Here is a 20,692-nt window from a genome sequence, read left to right as displayed (position 1 = left end):
ATTCACCCCATAAACGGCCGAGCCGCGCATCGCGCGGCAACGGCTTCGCACGCCCTGATGAAAGGCAAATCCATGTCCGCACCCGCGCCTCTCTCGACGACGTTTCTTCGCTTCCTCGCACCCTTGATGCTGAGCAACGCGCTGCAATCGCTGTTCGGCACCGTCAGCAACGTCTATCTCGGCCAGATGATCGGCATCGACGCGCTCGCCGCGGTCTCGGCCTTCTTCCCAGTGATGTTCTTCCTGTTCGCCTTCGTCATGGGCCTCAGCACCGGTGCCACCGTGCTGATCGGCCAGGCCTTTGGCGCGGGCGAGCATGGCCGGATCAAGCTCGTCGTCGGCACGACGCTCGCGATCGGTCTAATGCTCTCGGCCACGGTTGCACTCGCTGGCGGGATCTTCAGCCGGCAATTGATGGTCATGCTTGCGACGCCCGCTGATATACTCGACCAGGCCAGCGCCTATGCCCGCATCATGCTGCTGACCATGCCGCTCGGCTTCGTCTTCCTGTTGATGACAGCGATGATCCGCGGTGTCGGCGACACCGTGACGCCGCTCCTCGCGCTGGCGCTGTCGACCGCGATCGGCCTGATCCTGACGCCGCTGCTGATCCGCGGCGCCTTCGGATTGCCGGCGGCGGGCATCACCAGTCCGGCATGGTCAGCTGCGATTGCCAACGCGCTGACGCTGAACGTGCTGGCCGTCTATCTGCTCCGGAAAAAGCACGCGCTGGCACCGGACGCGGCACTGCTGCGTCATCTGCGGCTCAACGGCGCCGTGCTCGGAAAAATTCTCGGCATCGGACTGCCAAGCGCAATTGGCATGGTGGTGATGGCGATTGCCGAGCTGGTGCTGCTTGGGCTCGTCAACGGCTTCGGCTCAAACGCCACGGCCGCGTACGGCGCCGTCAATCAGGTGATGGGCTATACCCAGTTCACCGCGATGTCGATTTCGATCGCGGTCTCGATCCTCGGTGCGCAGGCGATCGGCGGCGGCGACAGGGCGCGGCTCGACGGCATCCTGAGCACCGGCCTTGCGTTCAACCTCGTGCTGACCGGCGGGCTGGTGGCGCTGATTTACCTGGTGCCGCGCGCCGTGCTCGGCATCTTCATCACCGACGGCGCCGTGCTCGATCTGGCGAAGGAACTGCTTTACATCGCCTTGTGGAGCTCGGTGCCGTTTGGCCTCGCCACGGTGTTTTCGGGCGCCATGCGCGCCGCCGGTGTCGCCTTGACGCCGATGCTGCTGGCGATCTTCGCCATCGTCGCGATCGAGCTGCCGTCTGCAGTGATCCTGAGCCGCACGATCGGCCTTAAGGGCGTATGGGCCGCCTATCCGATCGTGTTCTGCGCCATGTTCGTTTTGCAGATGGGCTATTACCTTCTGGTGTGGCGCAAGCAGACGATCCGGCGTCTGATCTGACGGGAGCCATCAAGGTATTATGACCATCATTAAACGGTGGACCTGCGGCGCGGCCTACGCCAAAATGGATGAAAAGCGCCGCCAGGGAGATCGAATTTGACCCGCACAGCCCCGCAATTCCTGTTCGATTTCGGCAGCCCGAACGCCTATCTCAGCCATCTGGCGATCCCGGCGATCGAGCAACGCATCGGCGTCAAGTTCGAATATGTGCCGATCCTGCTCGGCGGCATCTTTAAGGCGACCAACAACAAGTCGCCGGCCGAGACGCTCGCCGGCATCAAGAACAAGCGTGAATTCCACGCGATCGAGACCGAGCGCTTCATCAAGCGCTTTAAGGTGCAGCCCTACGTCATGAATCCGTTCTTCCCCGTCAACACGCTGAACCTGATGCGCGCGGCGATCGCGGCGCAGCTCGAGGGCGTGTTCGAGGCCTATGTCGAAGCGGCCTTCCACCACATGTGGCGCGAGCCGAAGAAGATGGACGATCCCGAGATCGCGGCGAAGGCGCTGGCGTCATCCGGCCTCGATGCGCAAAGGCTGTTCGCCCGCGCGCAGGAACCCGAGGTGAAAGGCAGACTGATCAAAAACACCGAGGAGGCGGTGGCGCGCGGCGCGTTCGGCTCGCCGACCTTCTTCGTCGGCAATGAGATGTTCTTCGGCAAGGAGCAGCTGCGCGAGGTCGAGGAGATGGTGCTGGGGAAGTGATTTCCGTATTGCTTTGAAAGCTGGCAAGCTCCTCGCGTCGTCCTGGCGTTCGCCAGGACGACGGCAAAGAAGAAACAACAAGGACAATCCTCATGCGTATCCTCGTCGTCGGCGCCGGCGCCATCGGCGGCTATTTTGGTGGCAGGCTGTTGCAGGCCGGCCGCGACGTCACCTTCCTGGTCCGGCCGCGCCGCGCCAGCGAGCTCGCGAGCGCCGGTCTCGTCATCAAGAGCCCGAACGGCGATGTGACGCTGAAGGATCCGAAGACGGTGCAAGCGGACAAGCTCGCGGAAAAATTCGACGTCGTTCTGCTCAGCTGCAAGGCGTTCGACCTCGACGACGCCATCAAGTCGTTCGCGGCCGCCGTCGGGCCGAACACCGTGATCATCCCCATGCTCAACGGCATGAAGCATCTCGACGTCCTCGACCAGAAATTCGGCGCCGGGCTCGTGCTGGGCGGGCTCTGCGCCATCGCCGCGACGCTGAACGAGAAGCGCGAGGTGGTGCAGCTGCAGCCGATGCAATCGATCAGTTACGGCGAGCGCGACGGCAAACTGTCGGACCGCGTCAAGGCGATCGACGAGGCCTTCAAGAGCGGCATCAATGGCGCCTCCGCCAGCCAGAACATCATGCAGGACATGTGGGAGAAGTGGGTGTTCCTCTCGACGCTCGCGGCGTCCACCAGCCTGATGCGCACCTCCGTCGGCAACATTCTCGCCGCCCCCGGCGGCAGGGATTTTCTGCTCGGCATGTTGGACGAGACCAGCGCGATCGCCGCTGCGTCGGGCTACGCACCTGGCGGACCATTCTTCGAGCGGGTGAAGGGCAATCTGACCACCGAGGGCTCGCCGATGACGGCATCCATGTTCCGCGACATCAAGGCAGGCCTGCCGGTCGAAGCCGATCACGTCATCGGCGATCTCATCGCGCGCGGAGATGCTGCCAAGGTGCCGGTGCCGAAGCTGCGCATCGCCTATACGCATCTGAAGGCGTATGAGAAGCAGCGGGCGGGGTAGGGCAGCTACACTCTCAGCTATCGTCCCGGACAAGCGAGCGATAGCGAGCGCTGATCCGGGACCGATAACCACAGCAAGTAGTTATTGCGCGAGACGGAAGCTACGAGTCTTCGCAAGACGCGATCCTGTGGCTATCGGTCTCGGATCGGCGCGCGCTTGAGGCGCGCTTGTCCGGGACGACGGCAGAGTTTGCCGCAACAGCCCCAGCTATTTCAGATGCGCAAGATAGTGCGAGACGGCGGTGATTTCCTCATCGCTCATGTGATAGGCGACATCGGCCATCGCGGCGACTCCGCCGCCGACGCGCTGGCCCGCTTTATAGTCGTGCAGCGCCTTGACCAGATATTCCTCGCGTTGACCCGCGAGCCGCGCCACAGCCTTGGTGCCGGCATAGCTGTCCGTATGGCATGAGGCGCAGCGGCGGCCGGCAGCCACCTGCGCCCCCTTTTTCGACAGGTCCGGATTCCCGTCCTCCGGTCCCTTCGGCGGCATTAGCTGCGAAAAATAGGCGCCGAAATTGCGGATGTCCTCGTTGTTGATCTCCTCGACGATCGGCTGCATCTGCTCGTTCTTGCGCGAGCCGGCACGGAAGAACACCAGCTGCCATTGCAGGAATTGATCAGGCTGGCCGGCGAGCGAGGGAATGTTCTCGGTCTGCGAGATACCGTTCTCGCCGTGACAGCCGGCGCAGGCCGCCGCCTTCTCCTTGATCGCGGAATTATCGGCGGCGCCTACTGGAAGGGCGCCGGGCGTCAGGAGCGCAACCGCGCTGATTGCGTGCGAGATGAACTTCCGGCGCATGATGGGAATTCCGTTCCGTCGAGTTCGTCATTCGGGGGCACGAGCTATGATGCGCAATTGCGCATCGGACAATCCATAACACCTGCTCGCGGGTATGGGTTCCGGACTTGCGCGCAAGTCGCGCACAATCCGGAACGACGCATGAGACTTTGAGAATGAAAGAGGCTGCGACCGTCGCCCGGTCGCAGCCTTCCGTTACGTCGCGCTACTTCTTGCTGTAGCTGATGCGATAGATCGCGCCGGCCCAGTCGTCGGCGACGAGGATCGAGCCGTCCTTGGCGAGAACGATGTCGGCGGGACGGCCGAGATAGCCCTGGTCGCCCTCGAGCCAGCCGGAGGCGAAGATCTCCTGCTTGGGGTTCTTGCCGTCGGGCCCGACGATCACGCGCACGATGCGCGCGCCCTGATACTTGTGGCGATTCCAGGAGCCGTGCTCGGCGATCAGGATATTGTTCTTGTACTCGGCGGGGAATTGGTCGCCGGTATAGAACTTCATGCCGAGCGGAGCGACATGCGCGCCGAGATTCAGCACCGGCGGCGTGAACTCGGAGCACTTGTGGCCCATCGCGAACTTGTCGTCGGGCAAATTACCCTGGTGGCAATAGGGATAGCCGAAATGCTCGCCGATCTTGTTGATCATGTTCAGCTTGTCTGAGGGCAGATCGTCGCTGATCCAGTCGCGGGCATTCTCGGTGAACCAGTATTTGCCGGTGCGCGGATCGACGTCGCCGCCGACGGAGTTGCGGACGCCGAGCGCCCAGATCTCGGCATTGCCGGTCTTGGGATCGACGCGCCGGATCTGCGCGACGCTGGTCGGCGGCATGCCGATATTGAAGGGCGGCCCGAACGGCAGGAAGAACCAGCCATCCTTGTCGACCGAGATGTATTTCCAGCCATGCGCGGCATAGGACGGCATGTCGTCGTAGACGACCTTGCCGTCGCCGAGCTTGTCGAGATTGGCTTCGGCGTCGTCGTAGCGGATCAGCTTGTCGACGGCGATGACGTAGAGCGCGCCGTCCTTGAAGGCGAGGCCGGTGGGCATGTTCAGCCCCTTGAGGACGGTCTTGACCTCCTTCTTTCCGTTGTTGTCCTTGATGGCATAGACGTTGCCGAGGCCGAACGAGCCGACGAACAGCGTGCCCTTGTCACCCCAGGCCATTTGCCGCGCGGCCAGCACGCCGGGGGCGTAAACCTCGATCTTGAAGCCCGGCGGCAGCTTGATCTTCTTCATCATCGCCGCGAGCTCGGCCTCCGACGCACCGGTCGGCGGACCCGAGGGCGGTGCCAGGCCCTTCTGTGCCTCGGTCTCGTCGCCGAGAAACCAGTCATCCGGCGGATGGGTCCAGAACTCCTTGGTGCCGGATTCGTATTTCTTCAGCGCCCTGTTCTTGTCCTGCTGCTGCGCATTGCCAGCGCTGGTCCCCGCGAGAAGGGCAACCGCTGCAAGCGCCACGACGGATCGAAAGACGGATTGATGGAATTTCATCGCGTCACTCCCCTAAGGCAGCCGTCAGGGCTGCACGTTATTTTATTTTGCTAGTCGAGAGGCGAAGTTTTGGGTCCGTCAGGACGACAGACGCAAAAAGGTTAGCACATCTGCGAACGGCGAGAAGCGCGCCGCGTGCACCGCGATTGCGCGCCGTAAAAATTGAGACGGAACGTCAATGAGGGGCGAACGGCGCGACGACAACGCTCTCGCTGCAGCGCGGAATAAAGTTGGCGTGCGGATCGTTTGCAGGCGGCTCGCGGGGCGGATCATACAAAAAATGCGCAAACAACCCCATGCACAGTAGAACGGCTCAGGCCGGGTTGTTCTCGGTGACACCGGACAGACATTTGAAGCGTCGAGCAAAATAGCAATCGCGGCGCTCACGAAACGACGGGATAGGGCCCATCGTCGAACACCGTGTCATGATAGCCTTTCGACCCGATCTCGCGCGCCAGCGCGCTACGAAAATCGCGGTCACCATGCAGGCTGCGCAGCACATGCGCGAAGTCGAATTCGGGCCGCCAGCCCAGCTCGCGCCGCGCGCGTTCGTTGACATAGACGCGGTCGATCGCAGGGAAGAGGCGCCAGCCGCGCGCCGCATAGAGCTGCGCACAATCCGGATAGAGCTCGCGCACGACATTGGCGGCATCGCGCGCGAGCGCCGCGAGATGGCGTTGCTCAAACGGGCTCGTGGCCGAGACGATGTAGCGGGCAAACCCGATTCTGGGCGCGCGCTCGGCGGCGAGCAGGTGGGCGCTCACCGCATCCGCGATATCCAGCCGGCGATAGAGCAGCTCGTTGGCCTGCGCGTTCTCGGTTGTGTAAGCCGACCGCATCTCGGGATCGTCATCGGCTTCCGGAAAGAAGCGCGAGGTCCGCAGGATGACGACCGGCAGGGCACGCTCGCGAAAGAACAGCTCGCAGAGGTTTTCGGCCATCAGCTTGGTCGTGCCGTAGATGTTCTTTGGCACCGGCGGCAGGTCCTCGCTGACCCAGACGACAGCCTGTCCCGCCTCCGGCCTGAGCTGCGAGCCGAACGCGCTGGTGGTGCTGGTGAAGACGAAGCTCCTCACACCGGCGGCCGCGGCCGCCTCGAGCAGATTGAGCGTGCCGGTGACGTTGGTGTCGACGAAATCCTGCTTGCCGTGAGTCGCCACATGCGGCTTGTGCAGCGTCGCGGTGTGGATCACGGCAGTGACGCCGTCCATCTGGCGCCGGACGAAGGCTGGGTCGACGATGGAGCCGACGGCATCGGTGAAGGGCGATGGCTTCAGATCGATCCCGCGCGCGGACGAGCCGCGCGCCCGGAGTGTCCGCAAGATGGCCTCCCCGAGATGACCGGCGCTGCCCGTGACCAGAATTGTCATGCAAAACCCAATACAGCCGCCAGCGGCGCGGAAAACCACGGCCCGACCCGGTTTGGCTGGATGCTCTGGGAAAAATTGGAGCGGGCGAAGGGGCTCGAACCCTCGACCCCGACCTTGGCAAGGTCGTGCTCTACCACTGAGCTACACCCGCATCCTGTGTCGGTCGCGTGACGCGCCGGCAACGGCTGTCGTATGCCAAAAGCGGGAGGGGAATGCAACAGCTACCGGCGGCATAGATTCGCAATCGGAGGCCCGATATGGACCCTGAATGCGACCAAATCGCCCGAAACTGCTCCGGAACCGGCGAATCGGCCGCAATGGATTGAAATTCGGCCGTCCCGGCCCAATTTAGGAGCCGACGACGCGCATCTACATCGACGACGTGCTAAACAGCCGCCATTCCAGACATGACGAGGGGATCCCGTGACGATCATCGACCAGGGTAACGGAGCGGCGGGCCCGGCCGCCGCCGATCTGATCAAGGACACCACCACCCAGACCTTCGTGAAGGACGTCATCGAGGAATCGAAGCGCCAGCCGGTGCTGATCGATTTCTGGGCGGAGTGGTGCGGCCCCTGCAAGCAGCTCACCCCGGTCTTGGAAAAGGCGGTCAAGGCGGCCAAGGGTAAGGTCAAGCTGGTCAAGATGAACATCGACCAGCACCCGGCGATTCCGGGCCAGATGGGCATCCAGTCGATCCCGGCCGTGATCGCCTTCGTCAACGGCCAGCCGGCCGACGGCTTCATGGGCGCGGTGCCCGAAAGCCAGCTCAACGCCTTCATCGAAAAGCTGACCAAGGGCGTGACCGCGCCGGGCGAGGTCAACGTCGCCGAGATCGTGCAGGAGGCCGAGGCCGTGCTCGCCGAGGGCGACACGGCTGCGGCTGCGCAGATCTATGCCGAGGCGCTCCAGCATGATTCGACCAACATCGCGGCGCTTGCGGGCCTTGCGAAGTGCTACGCGGTGTCCGGCGCGATGGAGCAGGCCAAGCAGACGCTGGCCATGGTGCCGGAATCCAAGCGCAACGATCCCGCTGTGAGAGGCGTGCAGACCACGATCGACCTCGCCGAGCAGGCGGAAGCGCTGGGGCCGGTGGCCGAGCTGGAACAGAAAGTCGCCGCAAACCCGCTCGATCATCAGGCACGATTCGATCTCGCCACCGCGCTCAATGCGCAAGGCAACCGCGCGGCCGCCACCGAGCAGTTGCTCGAGATCATCAAGCGCGACCGCAAGTGGAACGACGACGGCGCCCGCAAGCAGCTGGTGCAGTTCTTCGAGGCCTGGGGCGGCACGGATGATGCAACCGTCGAGGGACGCAAGCGTTTGTCGACGATCCTATTTTCGTAGGGCGTGCTGGCAACGCCAGGGGGACCGGGCAGATGCCGATCAACATCGAATATCGCGGGCCCGCCGACCTTCCGGAGATCATTCCGGTATTTCCGCTGCCCGGCGCGCTGCTGCTGCCCCGCGGCCAGATGCCGCTGAACATCTTCGAGCCGCGCTACCTTTCGATGGTCGACGATGCCTTCCGTGACGGCCATCGCCTGATCGGCATGATCCAGCCCGATGTGGCGCACTCGCCGAAGGATTCCGACAAGCCGGCGCTGTTCCGCGTCGGCTGCGTCGGCCGCATCACCCAGCTCGCAGAATCCGGCGATGGCCGCTACATCCTCGAGCTCACGGGCGTCTCGCGCTTCAAGGTGGTCGAGGAGCTCGACGTGCTGACCGCCTACCGGCAGTGCAAGGTGGATTTCTTCGCCTTCGTCGACGATTTCACCGCGCGCATGGGCGAGGACCAGGTCGATCGCGAAGCGCTGCTGGCGGTGCTGGCGGACTTCCTGAAGGCCAACAACCTCAAGGTCGATTGGGAGGGCGTCGAGAGCGCTCCCAACGAGGCACTGGTCAACGCGTTGGCAATGATGTCGCCCTATGGACCCGCTGAGAAGCAGGCCATGCTGGAGGCACCCGACTTGAAGACCCGGGCCGAGATCCTGATCGCTGTCACCGAGATGGACCTCGCCAAGAAGCGCACCAGCGGCGATCCACCGCTGCAGTGACGGCCTGAATCCTCACGCAGCGCGGATGGCCGCTCCGGAATCTTCCCGCAGCATTGTGGCGATGTCGGATGCAGGCATCGGCCGGCTGAAATAGTAGCCTTGCGTTTCGGCGCATCCCTCTTCGCGGAGGATATCCAGCTGCTCCTTCGTTTCGACGCCTTCGGCGGTCGTCGTCTTGCCGAGGCTGACGGCGAAACGAACCACTGCTCGCGCGAGATGGTGCGCCTCTGCCCTCGCGCTGGATAGTTCGCCCACGAAACTGCGGTCGATCTTGACCTTGTCGAACGGGAATCTTTGCAGAAAGCTCAACGATGAATAGCCCGTGCCGAAATCGTCCAGGGCGATTCGCACGCCGAGCTCGCGCAGCTGAGCGAGGACCGCAAAAACAGCGTCGCTGTCATGCATGATTACGGTCTCGGTGACCTCGAGCTCAAGCCTGTGCGGCGCAATTCCTGAACTCGCCAGCGCGCCGACAACGACCGGAACAAGCTCCGTGCTCCTGAATTGAGCGGGAGACAGGTTGATTGCGATCCTGACATAGGCAGGCCATTTGGCAGCTTCCGCGCAGGCGGTCCGCAAGACCCATTCTCCCAGCGGCACGATCAAGCCGGTTTCCTCCGCAAGCGGAATGAATTCGCTCGGCAGGACCAAGCCTCGCTGCGGGTGATGCCAGCGTAGCAAGGCCTCGAAGCCGATGGTCTTGCCGGTGGCAGCGCTGACGAACGGCTGGTAGTGAAGCTCGAATTGACGGCCGGCAAGCGCATCCCGCATGTCGCGCTCCAGATTGCGTCGCGCATGCATGAGCTCGTCGAGTTCCGGCTCGAAGAAGCGAAATGCTCCGCGTCCGCCACTCTTGGCCGAGTAGAGCGCGAGATCCGCGCTCTTCATGATCACGTCGGAATCGTTGCCATCGCGCGGCGCGATGGCAATGCCGATGCTGGTGCCCACCGTGACCCGGTGATCGCCGAGATCGAAGGGTTCGCAAAGCGCCTTTCTGATGTTCTCGGCAAGGGCGGCGGCCTCCACGGCCGGGTTGGTCACGTAATCGATCACCGCGAATTCGTCGCCGCCCAGTCGGGCAATCAACGCGGTTTCCGTGGTGCATTCGCGCAGACGCGCAGCGACGGCGCGCAGCAGGGAATCGCCCGCCGGATGTCCCAGCGTGTCGTTGACTTCCTTGAAGCGATCGAGGTCGAGCATGAGCACGGCCAGATCGAGGCCGCCGTTGCGCGTAACCGCAATGGCATGCTCCATCCGTTCCCTGAGCAACACGCGATTTGGCAGATCGGTCAGCGCGTCGTGTTGCGCCATATGAGTGATCTTGGCCTCGGACCGGCGTTGCGCGGTAACATCGAGATGCGTGGCCACCCATCCGCCACCGGTCATCGGCTGTCGCGTCACGCGGATCAGCCGACCATCCGCAAACTCGTCGATCCTGCTCGAGACTGCATCGAACGGCAGGGCCGCCAATTTCGAGATGAATTGCTCGGCAGCACCCTCGCTGGAATCGCCCTTGAGGATTCCCTTCACAATACGATGCCTGATGATCTCGGTGTGCGATGTCCCCGTCCGCAGCAGTTCCGGCGGCAGCCGATACAGTCGGGCATAACGCTCGTTGCAGACGACAAGCCGCTTTTCGGCATCGAACATGCAAAGGCCCTCGACCATGTGGTTGATCGCAGTGTCCAGCCTGACCGTCTGGTCCTGCAGTTCCTGCTGGGAGTCTTCAAGCTGCTGCCGGGCGTCCGAAAGCTGGCTGATGATCGCCTCGAATTTGGCGGTTCTGCTTGCCAGGCGACGATCGGCCAGCACGCCGATCAGGCTCATGCCCAGCACAGATAGCGCCACACCGGCGATAGCAAACGCGAGCACGGCCGGAGACAGCGACAGGGCGCCCGTCGCACGCGTTGGATCCGGCGTGACCTGCACGGCGCCCATGGCCGTGAAGTGGTGCGATACGATGGCGAGTGTCAGCAGGACCGCCGCGGCGAGCGTGCCCCGGTAATTCTGATACCTGATCGCGACGGCCAGAGCGGCATAGCCGAGGCACATGGCCAGAATGATCGAGACGAATACGAGGTCCAGTGACCAGCTAACCCGACCCGGCACTTCAAGTGCCCACATTCCGAGATAGTGCATGCTGGCGATGCCGCCGCCGATGATGACGCCGCCGGCCGCCGCGCGCCACCGGCCGGAATCGCCGACCGCAACGCCGAAGCCCCCCGAGGTCAGAAGCATTGCCGTCGCAAGCGAAAGTGCCGTAAGCACGATTCCGTAGCCGGTGGTAACGCCGGGCTCGTAGGCGAGCATGGCGACGAAATGCGTCGCCCAGATTCCGTATCCGATGGCGGCGCCGGCAATCGCGATCCAGATCAGCCGCGTCCTTGCGCGCGCCGCGATCGCACGATGGAAGATGCTGACTGCAACAATACTCGCGACGAAGCAGACCAGGCCGGCGAGCACGACGAGCCGGAAATCATGCTCGACGGTAAGGCAGGACAAAACGCGGAACATCCAATATCGCTCCATCGTCAATAGTGTCGATGGTGGACGGGCTAAACGTCGTTCGCGTTAATTTCGTGCAACGTCTGATTGCATGCTTACTGGCACGTTAATGCTCCCCGCGCAATTCGATTTTGCCGAGCATCGCGAATGTCTTACCGCAATCGCGCCCAAGCTGAGGGAACAACACGTGCGACGATGGCAAGGTAATCCTAGAGGCGATTGCGAATGTGCTTGCGCCCGGTGAACATCGCGCGGATCAGGTTCTCGCGCTGGAGAATCCCCATCAGCAGCACGCCGAGCACGTGCAGCACGACCAGGACGATGACCGCGTCCGATGAATAATGGTGGGTATCCTCGACCCACCAGACGCCGAAAAAGGTGACGGTCACCGACATCGCGCCCGTGATCGTCGACACCGCGAGCGAAACCAGCAGCGCCACCAGCATCAAGGTACCGGCGGGGTTGAGCCCGATATAGCGGCCGGTGATGCCGCGGCGCAGATTCCAGAGATAGTGTGGTGCGGCGCGCAGCCTGACGCCGACCATCCGGAAGCGCGAATAGCGGCTTCCCATCAAGCCCCAGATCAGGCGGAAGGCGAGGAGGCCGATGACCGCATAGCCAACGATGCGGTGAAGGCCGTCATAGACGGTCGGCGTGAACCACGCCGTCAGAACTGAGATCGCAAGAAGCCAATGCCAGACGCGCAGCGGGAGGTCCCAGACCGCGACCGTCCGCGAAACGATTCGATTCGCGGGGGTCCTGTCGGACGCCCCGCGCGTTTGTCGCGCCGCTTCTTCCATCAAGCCCGTTTCGCTTTGGGGCTCACTTGCCGCAGTTTACTTGCGCAGCTTACTTGGCAATCGTGTGCTTCAAGCTGAGGTCTTCGGGGCTGTAGAACAGCTCATAGAGCTTGCCTTCCTTGACGCCATAGACCTCATAGCACGAGCCTTCGATCTTGGAGCGCCGCACCTCATAGCCCAAAGCCTTGGCCTTGGCTTCGGCTTCGCTGGCCGGCTTCCACGACGCCTTGTCGAGCTTGGTGCAGTCCTTGAAACCGTCGGCCATGGCCGCCGATCCCATACCAATCCCGATCGTCAGCGCAATGGCAACAACACGAATGACCTTCACGAACGTCTCCTTCTCTGTGCGCTGTGTGCTCAGCGCGAAGCGCAGCCGAAGGAAGCAAAGGTGAAGGTGAAGTCAATCCGGTTGGGGGGTGACCAATCTTAGATTCATTCTAACGGTCGTCAAAAGATCAGCGCTCTCCGTATGCAGCGCGCATTTGAAGCGCCGCTGCGGCCTTACGCCTCACGGGCCAAGACGCGGGTGTCGCTAGTAGCCGGCAACCGCAAGCGCCACGACAGCACCCATGCCGACCCAGCCAAAGTGGCGGCCGCGCGTCGCCAAGGCATTGGCGAGTGCCGCGAAGCCGAACACGACGGCGAGCGTGACGATGATCCAGTGCCGGGCGAGGTTGGATTGCATCCAGGGTGCCGCGAGCAGCAGTACGCCGCCGCCGATCCACGCCACCGTGCCGGCCTGCCACACCAAGCGGATCAGCGTACGAAGGCGCGGCGGTTCGATCGTGGCCCGCGCGAATACCTTGGTCTCGCCGAGCATGCCGTGGATCAGCGCCAGCACGACCGCGGCGGCGCCGGAGCATTGCAGCAGGAGATCGCGCATGACGGAAACTCCCGATCCATCCAGTTGTCCATACAGTCGTGTATGGTATGGACCCACGCGCGGTGATCTGTCAATACACTCGTGTATGGTCCTGATCATCGGGAACCCGCCATGACCGAACAGCTCTCCGCCGACGACTGGATCAAGGAGGGGCTCAAGGCGCTCGCCAGAAGCGGTTTTACGGCGCTGAAAGCCGATCCGCTCGCCAAGGCCATGGGCGTGTCGCGCGGCAGCTTCTACTGGCATTTTGCCGATCTCGGCGCCTTCCACGCCGCCTTGCTGAAACGCTGGCGCGAGATCGCGGCCGAGCAGATCATCGCCGACGTCGAGGCCGGCAGTGACGAGCCACTGAATGCCCTGTTGCGAAGATCTTTCGGCGCGCGGCTCGACCTCGAGCGCGCCGTGCGCAACTGGGCGGCGTTCGATGCGGCCGCGCAAGGCGCAGTCCGCGCGATCGACCGCCGCAGGCTCGACTATATCGAGGCGCTGCTGAAGCAGCGGGGGCTCGACCCGGCGATGGCGCAGGTGCGCTCGCAGATCCTGTACTGGACCTTTCTCGGCTTTGCCTTATCCGGCACGCCGGTGCCGCCGGCGCGGCTCCAGGCCCTGCTCGACGAGCTCTTGCGGATGGTGTCCGCTTAGATTCTTATTTTGACGCGTTTTCTTTCCGCGAACCGGTACCCATTTCGCTGGAAAACGCTTTGGCAGCCGCGATGGGCGGATGCGAATTTCTGTGCTAGAGGCAGCCGACTGCCGGAGACCATCCATGAACGCGCCCACCGAACGCCCCGAAGCCAGCGTCGATCCGAAACTGCTGGAGATTCTGGTCTGCCCGCTGACCAAGGGCCCGCTGGAGTTCGACGCCGCGCGGCAGGAGCTGATCTCGCGCAGCGCCAAGCTCGCTTATCCGATCCGCGACGGCATCCCGATCATGCTGCCGGAAGAGGCGCGCAAGATCGATTGAGATAAGCGAGAGTTGCACGCGATGGCCGCGCAGCACTCTCGGGGTCGTCCTGGCGAAAGCCAGGACCCATAACCACGGAATTGCATGGTTGCGTGAGCTGGCAACTCCGAGTCTTCGCAAAACGATTGCTGCGGCGTATTTATCCCGGATCTGCGCGCGCTTGAGAGCGCGCTTGTCCGGGATGACGGCGGAGAGTTAAGGCAGCAGCGAGACCTATAGCGCCTCGCCCTTCAACAAGCGCGGCACTTCACCAGTCAAACCAGCCGCCTGGCGGATGAAGAGATTCTTCAGCGGCGGGGCGCGGTCGACGAGGCCGAGGCCGATGTCGCGCACCGTGCGCAGCAGCGTCGACTGGTTGGAGAACAGGAAGTTCAGCGAGTTGGTGGCAACGCCCATCGCCATGGTGTCGAACCGGCGCCAGCGCTGGTAACGGTCCAGCACGTCGGCGCCGCCGAGATCCATGCCGAGCCGCGCGGCATCGACGACCACCTCGGCCAGCGCGGCGACATCCTTCAGCCCCATGTTGAGGCCCTGGCCCGCGATCGGATGGATGACATGGGCGGCATCGCCGACCAGCGCCAGGCGCTCGGCGATGAAGGAGCGCGCGACGAAATAGGACAGTGGGAATGCGCGCGGCTTGTCGAGCGCCTTGACCTCACCGAGATGCAGGCCAAAGCGCTGCTCGAGTTCAGCGTGGAACTCCTCATCACTGAGCGCGATGATGCGCGCGGCCTCGCTGCGGCGCTCGGTCCACACCAGCGATGACCGCTTGCCGGATAGCGGCAGGATCGCGAACGGGCCGGCGGGCAGAAAGTGCTCTTCGGCGCGGCCCTCGTGATCGCGCTCGTGGCCGACGGTGACGACGATGCCGGACTGATCGTACTCCCAGCCGTGGGTGGCGATCCCAGCGCGCTCACGCAGCTTGGATCTGGCGCCATCGGCGGCGACCAGCAGGCTCGCCGCGATCACGCTGCCATCGCCGAGCGTCACGTCGATGCCCTCGGAACGCGCGTCGTAGGACGCGACAGTGGTGGCGCGCAGATCGATGCCCTCGGCCTCGGCGCGCGCCACCAGCGCATCGATCAGGCGGCCGTTCTCGACCATATGGGCGAAGGGCTCGCCCGGCGCGACATCGCCGGCGAAATTCAGGAACACCGAGCGCGTAGCGTCCTCCAGCTTGGAATCGGTGACGACCATGTCGAGGATCGGCTGCGCCTCGCCCCGGACATCGTCCCAGGCGCCGATCGCCTCGAACAGGCGGCGGCAGGCGGCCACGATCGCGGTGGCGCGCGGGTCGCGGCTCGGACGCATGCTGAGCGCGGGATCGGCCACGATGACGGAAATCTCGGGTCCGAGCCCCTGACGCAGCGCCAACGCCAGCGCCAGCCCTGCAAACGCGCCGCCGCCAATGACAATGCTACCCTGTACCGACATACCCGACTTTCCCGGCCAATTCCTGGTCTTGCTAGCAGACTTGAGGTGGGCGAAACAGTGCGGTGAAACAAGGGCGGATCGGCCCGTATGTCATTTCGGAGCTTCAATCCGGAAATGACGGCAAGAAAGCTCACGCATGTCCAAAAGCCTGATCGACCTCATTTCGATCCTCGACCTCGAACAGCTCGAGGTGAACCTGTTCCGCGGCAACAGCCCGAAGACGAGCTGGCAGCGGGTGTTCGGCGGCCAGGTGATCGGGCAGGCGATGGTGGCGGCCTGCCGCACCGTCGAGGGCCGGCTGCCGCATTCGCTGCATTGCTATTTCATCCTGCCGGGCGACCCGCAGATCCCGATCATCTACCAGGTCGAGCGGCTGCGCGACGGCAAGAGCTATTCGACGCGCCGCGTCACCGCGATCCAGCACGGCAATGCGATCTTCTCGATCATGGTGTCGTTCCATGCCGAGGAGGAGAGCGCGTTCGACCACCAGGACAAGATGCCCGACGTGCCGCCGCCGGAAAAGCTCACGGCGGAGGAGGTGGCGAAGCAGCCGATGTTCAAGGAGATGCCGGAGTTCATCCGCCGCTACTACGAATCCGATCGTCCGATCGAGCTGCGTCCGGTCGAGCTCGGCCGCTATTTCGGCCAGAAGATCGAGGACGGCCGCATTCACGTCTGGATCAGGACCGCTGCGAAACTGCCGGACGATCCGGCGCTGCACATGTGCGCGCTCGCCTATGCCTCGGACTTCTCGCTGCTGGACGCGATCATGGCGCGCTATGGCCGCACGCTGTTCGACAAGCGCATGATGCCGGCGAGCCTCGACCACGCGATGTGGTTTCACCGCCCGTTCCGCGCCGACGAATGGCTGCTCTACGCCCAGGATTCGCCGAGCGCACAATCGGGCCGCGGACTGACCCGCGGCTCGATCTTCAAGCCCGACGGCACGCTGGTCGCCTCCGTCGCGCAGGAAGGCTCCGTGCGCGAGCGGAGGGCTTGATCGCTTAGAGCGAGCCGCGCGGAGCGAGTTCGGTCTGCGACGCAAACCAGTTCATGATCCAGCGATACACCCACGGGATCGGGATGATGAAGCTGCACAGGATCGCGGCCACGATTCCGCGCCACAAGATCTCGAGTCCGCTGCCTTTGAACACGATTTCGCGCCGTGTGCCTTCGACGCTGCGGCAGAACCAGCGCATCTGCGCCGCGGCGACCCAGGCCCAGCCGATGATGGTGATGATCGAGATCGCGAACAGCAGGCTCCAGCCGATATAGGCCCAGATCGAGCCGGTGAAGCTCAGGCCCAGCGGCTGGCCGTTGGAGGCGAGGTTCGCGACCATCCATTTGATCAGCAGCCAGTAGAGGACGATCTGCACGATGAACAGCAGATTGCTGAGCAGCTGGCTTCCGATGAAGGAGATGGCGATCGCCAGGACGATGAAGCCGAAATACCAGGGCACCAGCGTCATCGCATTGCCGGTGAAGCTGAGATTCGGACGCCCCGGGACCCTCACGCAGGACACGATCCATTGCGTGTACCAGACGAACACCCACGGCGCCGGCAGGACGAAGATCATTCCGATCAGCAAGACGATGCTGCGCCAGGTGAACTCGAGGATGCCAAAATCGACTGCCAGCGATCCTGCACCTGCGCCACCATAGCCGCCGGCGCTGGCGCTGGCATACCCACCGCCGCCCATCATCGGAGGGCCGCCGGCCGGCATCATCGGCGGCGCGCCGCCGCCTCCGATCAAGCCGGGGATTTCGGCGGCCTTCTGCCAGCCGGCCATGCCTTCGGTCCAGACCAGCGTATCCGGGCGCACGACGCCTTGGGCGATGAGATCGCGGAACTGCCCTTCCGCAAAGGGCCCCTGCTGCTTGCCCTCGGATGCGTAGAACCAACTCGCCATGATGCGTCCCCCAAAATACTTATGTACCGCCCGGGACCGGCAGGTTCACCCGATCCATGCCGAAAATGCATTGTGAAGGATGGACGGCTGCCCTGTACAGAGGCGGCCGTTCACATGGCCAAACGTTTTTCCGCTTCAATCTGCAACTTTTTTGTGCCATTTGCCCGGAAAGATGCCAGATTGACGCAGCGCCGGCGACATACGGCGCGGCGCATCCCGGGGAATAGGCCTGCCATGAAACTCGTCGTCGCGATCATCAAACCCTTCAAGCTCGATGAGGTCCGCCAGGCCCTGACGGCGATCGGCGTCCACGGCATGACCGTGACCGAGGTGAAGGGCTATGGCCGCCAGAAGGGCCACACCGAGATTTATCGCGGCGCCGAATATGTCGTGAACTTCCTGCCGAAGCTGCGCATCGAGATCGCGGTCGCGTCCGACGTTGCCGACAAGGCGGTCAGCGTGATCACTGCGACCGCGCGCACCGGCCAGATCGGTGACGGCAAGATCTTCGTCACGCCGATCGACCACGCGCTGCGTATCCGCACCGGCGAAACCGACAGCGACGCGCTCTGATCTAATCTAATACATCTTCTTCGATCGCACCGGGCAACGACGCCACAGCGTGCGACGCCAGTTAATGCCGGGGGGAACGACATGGCGGGATATTTGCGCCGCGCAGCTGCTATGGCTGCGCCGATCGGATTTGCGTCTGCCATTGCCTCGCCGGCGCACGCCGCAGGCTCCGAGATCAACACTGCCGACACCGCCTGGATGATCGTCGCCACCGCGCTGGTGCTGATGATGACGATCCCCGGACTTGCGCTGTTCTACTCCGGCATGGTGCGCAAGAAGAACGTGCTTGCCACCATGGCGCAGAGCCTCGCCGCGGTGACGCTGATTTCGATTCTCTGGGTCGCGTTCGGTTATTCGCTGTGCTTCGTCGGCGACGGCCCCTGGATCGGCACGCTCGACCGCTGGTTCCTCGCGGGCATGACTATGGACAGCGTCAACCCGGCGGCCAAGACGATCCCGGAATCGCTGTTCATGCTGTACCAGATGACGTTTGCGATCATCACGGTGGCGCTGGTCGCGGGCTCGGTCGCCGATCGCATGCGGTTCTCCGCCTATCTCTTGTTCTCCGTCGCCTGGTTCATCTTCGTCTATATTCCGCTGGCGCATTGGGTGTGGGGCGGCGGCTTCCTCGCCAGCATGGGCGTTTTGGATTTCGCCGGCGGCCTCGTGGTGCATTTGTCCGCCGGCACCGGCGGCCTCGTCGCCGCGAAGGTGATGGGGCGCCGTCACGGCTACGGCACCGAGAATCTTTCGCCGTTCGATCTCTCGCTGGCGGTGATGGGCACCGGCCTGTTGTGGGTCGGCTGGTTCGGCTTCAACGGCGGCTCGGCCGGCGCGGCCAATTCGCGCGCGGTGATGGCGATCATTGCAACGCATCTCGCCGCTTGCGCCGGCGCCCTGACATGGGGCGCGATCGAATGGTCGACGCGGCGCAAGCCCTCGGTGCTCGGCATGATCTCCGGCGCGGTCGCAGGCCTCGGCACCATCACACCGGCCTCCGGATTCGTGGCGCCCTGGCACGGCATCGTCATCGGCATCATTGCCGGTGCGGTTTGCTACTGGGCCTGCACCTGGCTGAAGCACCGCTTCAACTATGACGATTCGCTCGACGTGTTCGGCGTCCACGGCATCGGCGGCCTGACCGGCACCCTGCTTGGCGGCGTGTTCGCAACCAGCGCCATCGGCGGCACCGCCGGCCTGATCGAGGGCCACCCGCAGCAAGTGTTGATCCAGCTCTATGGCGTCGCCGTCACCTTCGTGTGGTCGGCAGGGGTGAGCTTCGTCCTGCTCAAGCTGGTCGGCCTGTTCGTGCCCTTGCGCGTATCCCGTGAGCACGAGCTCGAGGGGCTGGATATTTCGCAGCACGGCGAGGCGCTTCAGTAACAGGGGCTTGCGCGACACATAAGTACGTGCTTATGTGTTGTCATGATCGAAGCCGACATCTTCAAGGCGCTGGCCGACCCGACGCGCCGCAAGGTCTTTGAAAAGCTCGCTGGCGGAAGCCTGAATGCCAGCGCCTTGCGCGACGGATTGGAGATCAGCCAACCCGCGATGTCGCAGCATCTTTCGGTGCTGCGCGCGGCAGGCCTCGTGCGCGAACAGCGGCAGGGCCGCTTTGTGAATTACGAAGTCGACCCGGACGGAATCGTCGCCATCGGGGCATGGCTTGCGCGCTACCGCGCCTATTGGCCGAAGCGCATGGAAGCACTCGCTGACCTCCTGAAGGACATGGATCAATGAGCGACACCGTGAAGCCTGATCGTCCCGACGAAGCCCTCGTGCTCGAATATGATTTCGATGCACCGCCGGCAAAAGTCTGGCGCGCCGTGACCATTCCTGCATTGCGCGAGCGCTGGCTGCCGGATTGCGACCTTGCCGGCGCCGAGCCGGAATCAACGATCGCAGGTGAAGAGGTGCGCTACCGGCTTCGCGATTCCAAACCGCCATTTCGCGAGAGCCACGTCATCTTCCGGATCGAGCCGAACGAAGACGGCGGCACCCGCTTTCGCATCATCCAGCAAGCCTGCGACCAGCGAACAAGGCTGCCGCAGCCGGCCAATAGCAATTGCTGCCTGATGCGCGCGGCGGCCTAGCAACAACACAACTTCATCACCTGCAGACATGGAGGTCGCCGATGCGCGACATGCTTCAGCTCGTCCCTATGGTCGTCGAACAATCCGCCCGCGGCGAACGATCCTTCGACATCTACTCGCGGCTGCTGCGCGAACGCATCATCTTCCTCAACGGCGAGGTCAATGATGCGATGTCCGGGCTGGTTTGCGCGCAGCTGCTATTCCTGGAGGCGGAGAATCCGAGCCGGCCGATCAATCTCTACATCAATTCCTATGGCGGCGTGGTTACCAGCGGGCTCGCGATGTACGACACCATGCAGTTCATCAAGGCGCCGGTTCATACGCTGTGCATGGGCACCGCGCGCTCCATGGGCTCATTCCTGCTGATGGCCGGCGAACCCGGTCACCGCGCCGCGCTGCCCAATGCGAGCCTTCACGTGCATCAGCCGCTCGGCGGCTTCCAGGGCCAGGCGTCAGACATCCTGATCCACGCCAACGAAATGCAGGAAACCAAGCGGCGCATCACCAGGCTCTATGCGCAGCATTGCGGACGGACTGAAGAGGAGGTGGAACGGACCCTGGACCGCGACCACTTCATGACCGCGCAGCAGGGAGTCGAATGGGGATTGGTCGACCGGGTTTTTGCAGAGCGCGACGCCGCCTGATGGTGCGACAGCGGCCCTCAGCGGGATAC

The 20,692-nt window shown here is 63.6% G+C and carries 22 protein-coding genes and 1 tRNA gene; 13 read left to right on the top strand and 10 right to left on the bottom strand.

Annotated elements, in window-relative coordinates:
* Positions 1-72: 72 nt before the first annotated feature.
* The 3 genes from XH85_RS02180 (at position 73) to panE (ending at position 3,143) form a co-directional block, all read left to right on the top strand.
* Complete coding sequence (locus XH85_RS02180; protein ID WP_245473362.1) at positions 73-1,422, top strand: MATE family efflux transporter; 1,350 nt, start codon at positions 73-75, stop codon at positions 1,420-1,422.
* A 96-nt stretch (positions 1,423-1,518) separates the two neighbouring features.
* Positions 1,519-2,127, top strand: a complete 609-nt coding sequence (locus XH85_RS02175; RefSeq protein ID WP_128930539.1) for a 2-hydroxychromene-2-carboxylate isomerase — start codon at positions 1,519-1,521, stop codon at positions 2,125-2,127.
* 92 nt (positions 2,128-2,219) lie between these two features.
* On the top strand, positions 2,220-3,143 hold the full coding sequence (gene panE / locus XH85_RS02170) for a 2-dehydropantoate 2-reductase (RefSeq protein ID WP_128930538.1): 924 nt from the start codon (positions 2,220-2,222) through the stop codon (positions 3,141-3,143).
* A gap of 207 nt (positions 3,144-3,350) precedes the next feature.
* On the opposite strand, the gene XH85_RS02165 is transcribed toward panE, so the two are convergent.
* The 4 genes from XH85_RS02165 to XH85_RS02150 all read right to left on the bottom strand — a co-directional run bounded on the left by XH85_RS02165 (position 3,351) and on the right by XH85_RS02150 (position 6,951).
* Positions 3,351-3,944 carry a c-type cytochrome gene (locus XH85_RS02165; RefSeq protein WP_128930537.1) on the bottom strand — a complete coding sequence of 198 codons (594 nt, stop codon included), beginning with the start codon at positions 3,942-3,944 and terminating at the stop codon, positions 3,351-3,353.
* Positions 3,945-4,149: 205 nt separating this feature from the next.
* A complete protein-coding gene (locus tag XH85_RS02160) occupies positions 4,150-5,430 on the bottom strand; it encodes a PQQ-dependent sugar dehydrogenase (protein WP_128930536.1) in 1,281 nt (426 codons plus the stop codon).
* Between the two features lie 383 nt (positions 5,431-5,813).
* A complete protein-coding gene (locus XH85_RS02155; protein ID WP_164940045.1) occupies positions 5,814-6,800 on the bottom strand; it encodes an NAD-dependent epimerase/dehydratase family protein in 987 nt (328 codons plus the stop codon).
* A 76-nt stretch (positions 6,801-6,876) separates the two neighbouring features.
* Positions 6,877-6,951, bottom strand: a tRNA-Gly gene (locus XH85_RS02150).
* A gap of 272 nt (positions 6,952-7,223) precedes the next feature.
* On the opposite strand from XH85_RS02150, the gene trxA reads away from it, so the two are divergent.
* Both trxA and XH85_RS02140 read left to right on the top strand, forming a co-directional pair.
* Positions 7,224-8,147 (top strand): thioredoxin, encoded by a 924-nt coding sequence (gene trxA / locus XH85_RS02145; protein ID WP_128930534.1) that lies wholly within the window; start codon positions 7,224-7,226, stop codon positions 8,145-8,147.
* A gap of 32 nt (positions 8,148-8,179) precedes the next feature.
* The gene (locus tag XH85_RS02140) at positions 8,180-8,857 is read left to right on the top strand and encodes an LON peptidase substrate-binding domain-containing protein (RefSeq protein WP_091882705.1); all 678 of its coding nucleotides are present in this window, start codon (positions 8,180-8,182) and stop codon (positions 8,855-8,857) included.
* 12 nt (positions 8,858-8,869) lie between these two features.
* Here the strand turns inward: XH85_RS02140 and XH85_RS02135 are convergent, their stop codons facing one another.
* From XH85_RS02135 to XH85_RS02120, 4 genes are all read right to left on the bottom strand, one after another.
* Positions 8,870-11,371: an EAL domain-containing protein gene (locus XH85_RS02135; RefSeq protein WP_128930533.1), complete on the bottom strand. Its 2,502-nt coding sequence runs from the start codon at positions 11,369-11,371 to the stop codon at positions 8,870-8,872.
* Between the two features lie 200 nt (positions 11,372-11,571).
* Positions 11,572-12,162: a cytochrome b/b6 domain-containing protein gene (locus XH85_RS02130; RefSeq protein ID WP_128937065.1), complete on the bottom strand. Its 591-nt coding sequence runs from the start codon at positions 12,160-12,162 to the stop codon at positions 11,572-11,574.
* A gap of 49 nt (positions 12,163-12,211) precedes the next feature.
* Positions 12,212-12,490 (bottom strand): PepSY domain-containing protein, encoded by a 279-nt coding sequence (locus XH85_RS02125; RefSeq protein ID WP_091882699.1) that lies wholly within the window; start codon positions 12,488-12,490, stop codon positions 12,212-12,214.
* A 204-nt stretch (positions 12,491-12,694) separates the two neighbouring features.
* Positions 12,695-13,045 (bottom strand): hypothetical protein, encoded by a 351-nt coding sequence (locus tag XH85_RS02120; RefSeq protein WP_128930531.1) that lies wholly within the window; start codon positions 13,043-13,045, stop codon positions 12,695-12,697.
* 111 nt (positions 13,046-13,156) lie between these two features.
* Between XH85_RS02120 and XH85_RS02115 the strand changes: the two genes are divergently transcribed.
* Positions 13,157-13,687, top strand: a complete 531-nt coding sequence (locus XH85_RS02115; protein WP_128930530.1) for a TetR/AcrR family transcriptional regulator — start codon at positions 13,157-13,159, stop codon at positions 13,685-13,687.
* 124 nt (positions 13,688-13,811) lie between these two features.
* The gene (locus XH85_RS02110; RefSeq protein WP_028133418.1) at positions 13,812-14,009 is read left to right on the top strand and encodes a Trm112 family protein; all 198 of its coding nucleotides are present in this window, start codon (positions 13,812-13,814) and stop codon (positions 14,007-14,009) included.
* Positions 14,010-14,222: 213 nt separating this feature from the next.
* Here XH85_RS02110 and XH85_RS02105 read toward each other — a convergent pair whose 3' ends face one another.
* Positions 14,223-15,443, bottom strand: a complete 1,221-nt coding sequence (locus XH85_RS02105) for a ubiquinone biosynthesis hydroxylase (protein WP_128930529.1) — start codon at positions 15,441-15,443, stop codon at positions 14,223-14,225.
* 136 nt (positions 15,444-15,579) lie between these two features.
* On the opposite strand from XH85_RS02105, the gene tesB reads away from it, so the two are divergent.
* On the top strand, positions 15,580-16,443 hold the full coding sequence (gene tesB, locus XH85_RS02100) for an acyl-CoA thioesterase II (RefSeq protein ID WP_128930528.1): 864 nt from the start codon (positions 15,580-15,582) through the stop codon (positions 16,441-16,443).
* Between the two features lie 4 nt (positions 16,444-16,447).
* Here the strand turns inward: tesB and XH85_RS02095 are convergent, their stop codons facing one another.
* Complete coding sequence (locus XH85_RS02095) at positions 16,448-17,353, bottom strand: DUF4339 domain-containing protein (RefSeq protein ID WP_128930527.1); 906 nt, start codon at positions 17,351-17,353, stop codon at positions 16,448-16,450.
* Between the two features lie 234 nt (positions 17,354-17,587).
* Between XH85_RS02095 and XH85_RS02090 the strand changes: the two genes are divergently transcribed.
* The 5 genes from XH85_RS02090 to XH85_RS02070 all read left to right on the top strand — a co-directional run bounded on the left by XH85_RS02090 (position 17,588) and on the right by XH85_RS02070 (position 20,663).
* Positions 17,588-17,926: a P-II family nitrogen regulator gene (locus XH85_RS02090; protein WP_028176997.1), complete on the top strand. Its 339-nt coding sequence runs from the start codon at positions 17,588-17,590 to the stop codon at positions 17,924-17,926.
* Between the two features lie 81 nt (positions 17,927-18,007).
* Positions 18,008-19,309 (top strand): ammonium transporter, encoded by a 1,302-nt coding sequence (locus XH85_RS02085; protein WP_128930526.1) that lies wholly within the window; start codon positions 18,008-18,010, stop codon positions 19,307-19,309.
* 42 nt (positions 19,310-19,351) lie between these two features.
* Entirely contained in the window at positions 19,352-19,666 is a 315-nt protein-coding gene (locus tag XH85_RS02080; protein WP_018646000.1) for an ArsR/SmtB family transcription factor, read from the top strand.
* Complete coding sequence (locus XH85_RS02075; RefSeq protein ID WP_128930525.1) at positions 19,663-20,019, top strand: SRPBCC family protein; 357 nt, start codon at positions 19,663-19,665, stop codon at positions 20,017-20,019. Before XH85_RS02080 ends, XH85_RS02075 begins: the two co-directional genes overlap by 4 nt.
* A 41-nt stretch (positions 20,020-20,060) precedes the next feature.
* A complete protein-coding gene (locus XH85_RS02070; protein WP_128930524.1) occupies positions 20,061-20,663 on the top strand; it encodes an ATP-dependent Clp protease proteolytic subunit in 603 nt (200 codons plus the stop codon).
* Positions 20,664-20,692 lie beyond the last annotated feature (29 nt).

Source organism: Bradyrhizobium zhanjiangense (assembly GCF_004114935.1).
Taxonomy (GTDB): domain Bacteria; phylum Pseudomonadota; class Alphaproteobacteria; order Rhizobiales; family Xanthobacteraceae; genus Bradyrhizobium; species Bradyrhizobium zhanjiangense.
This window is presented reverse-complemented; position numbering and strand designations above follow the sequence as displayed.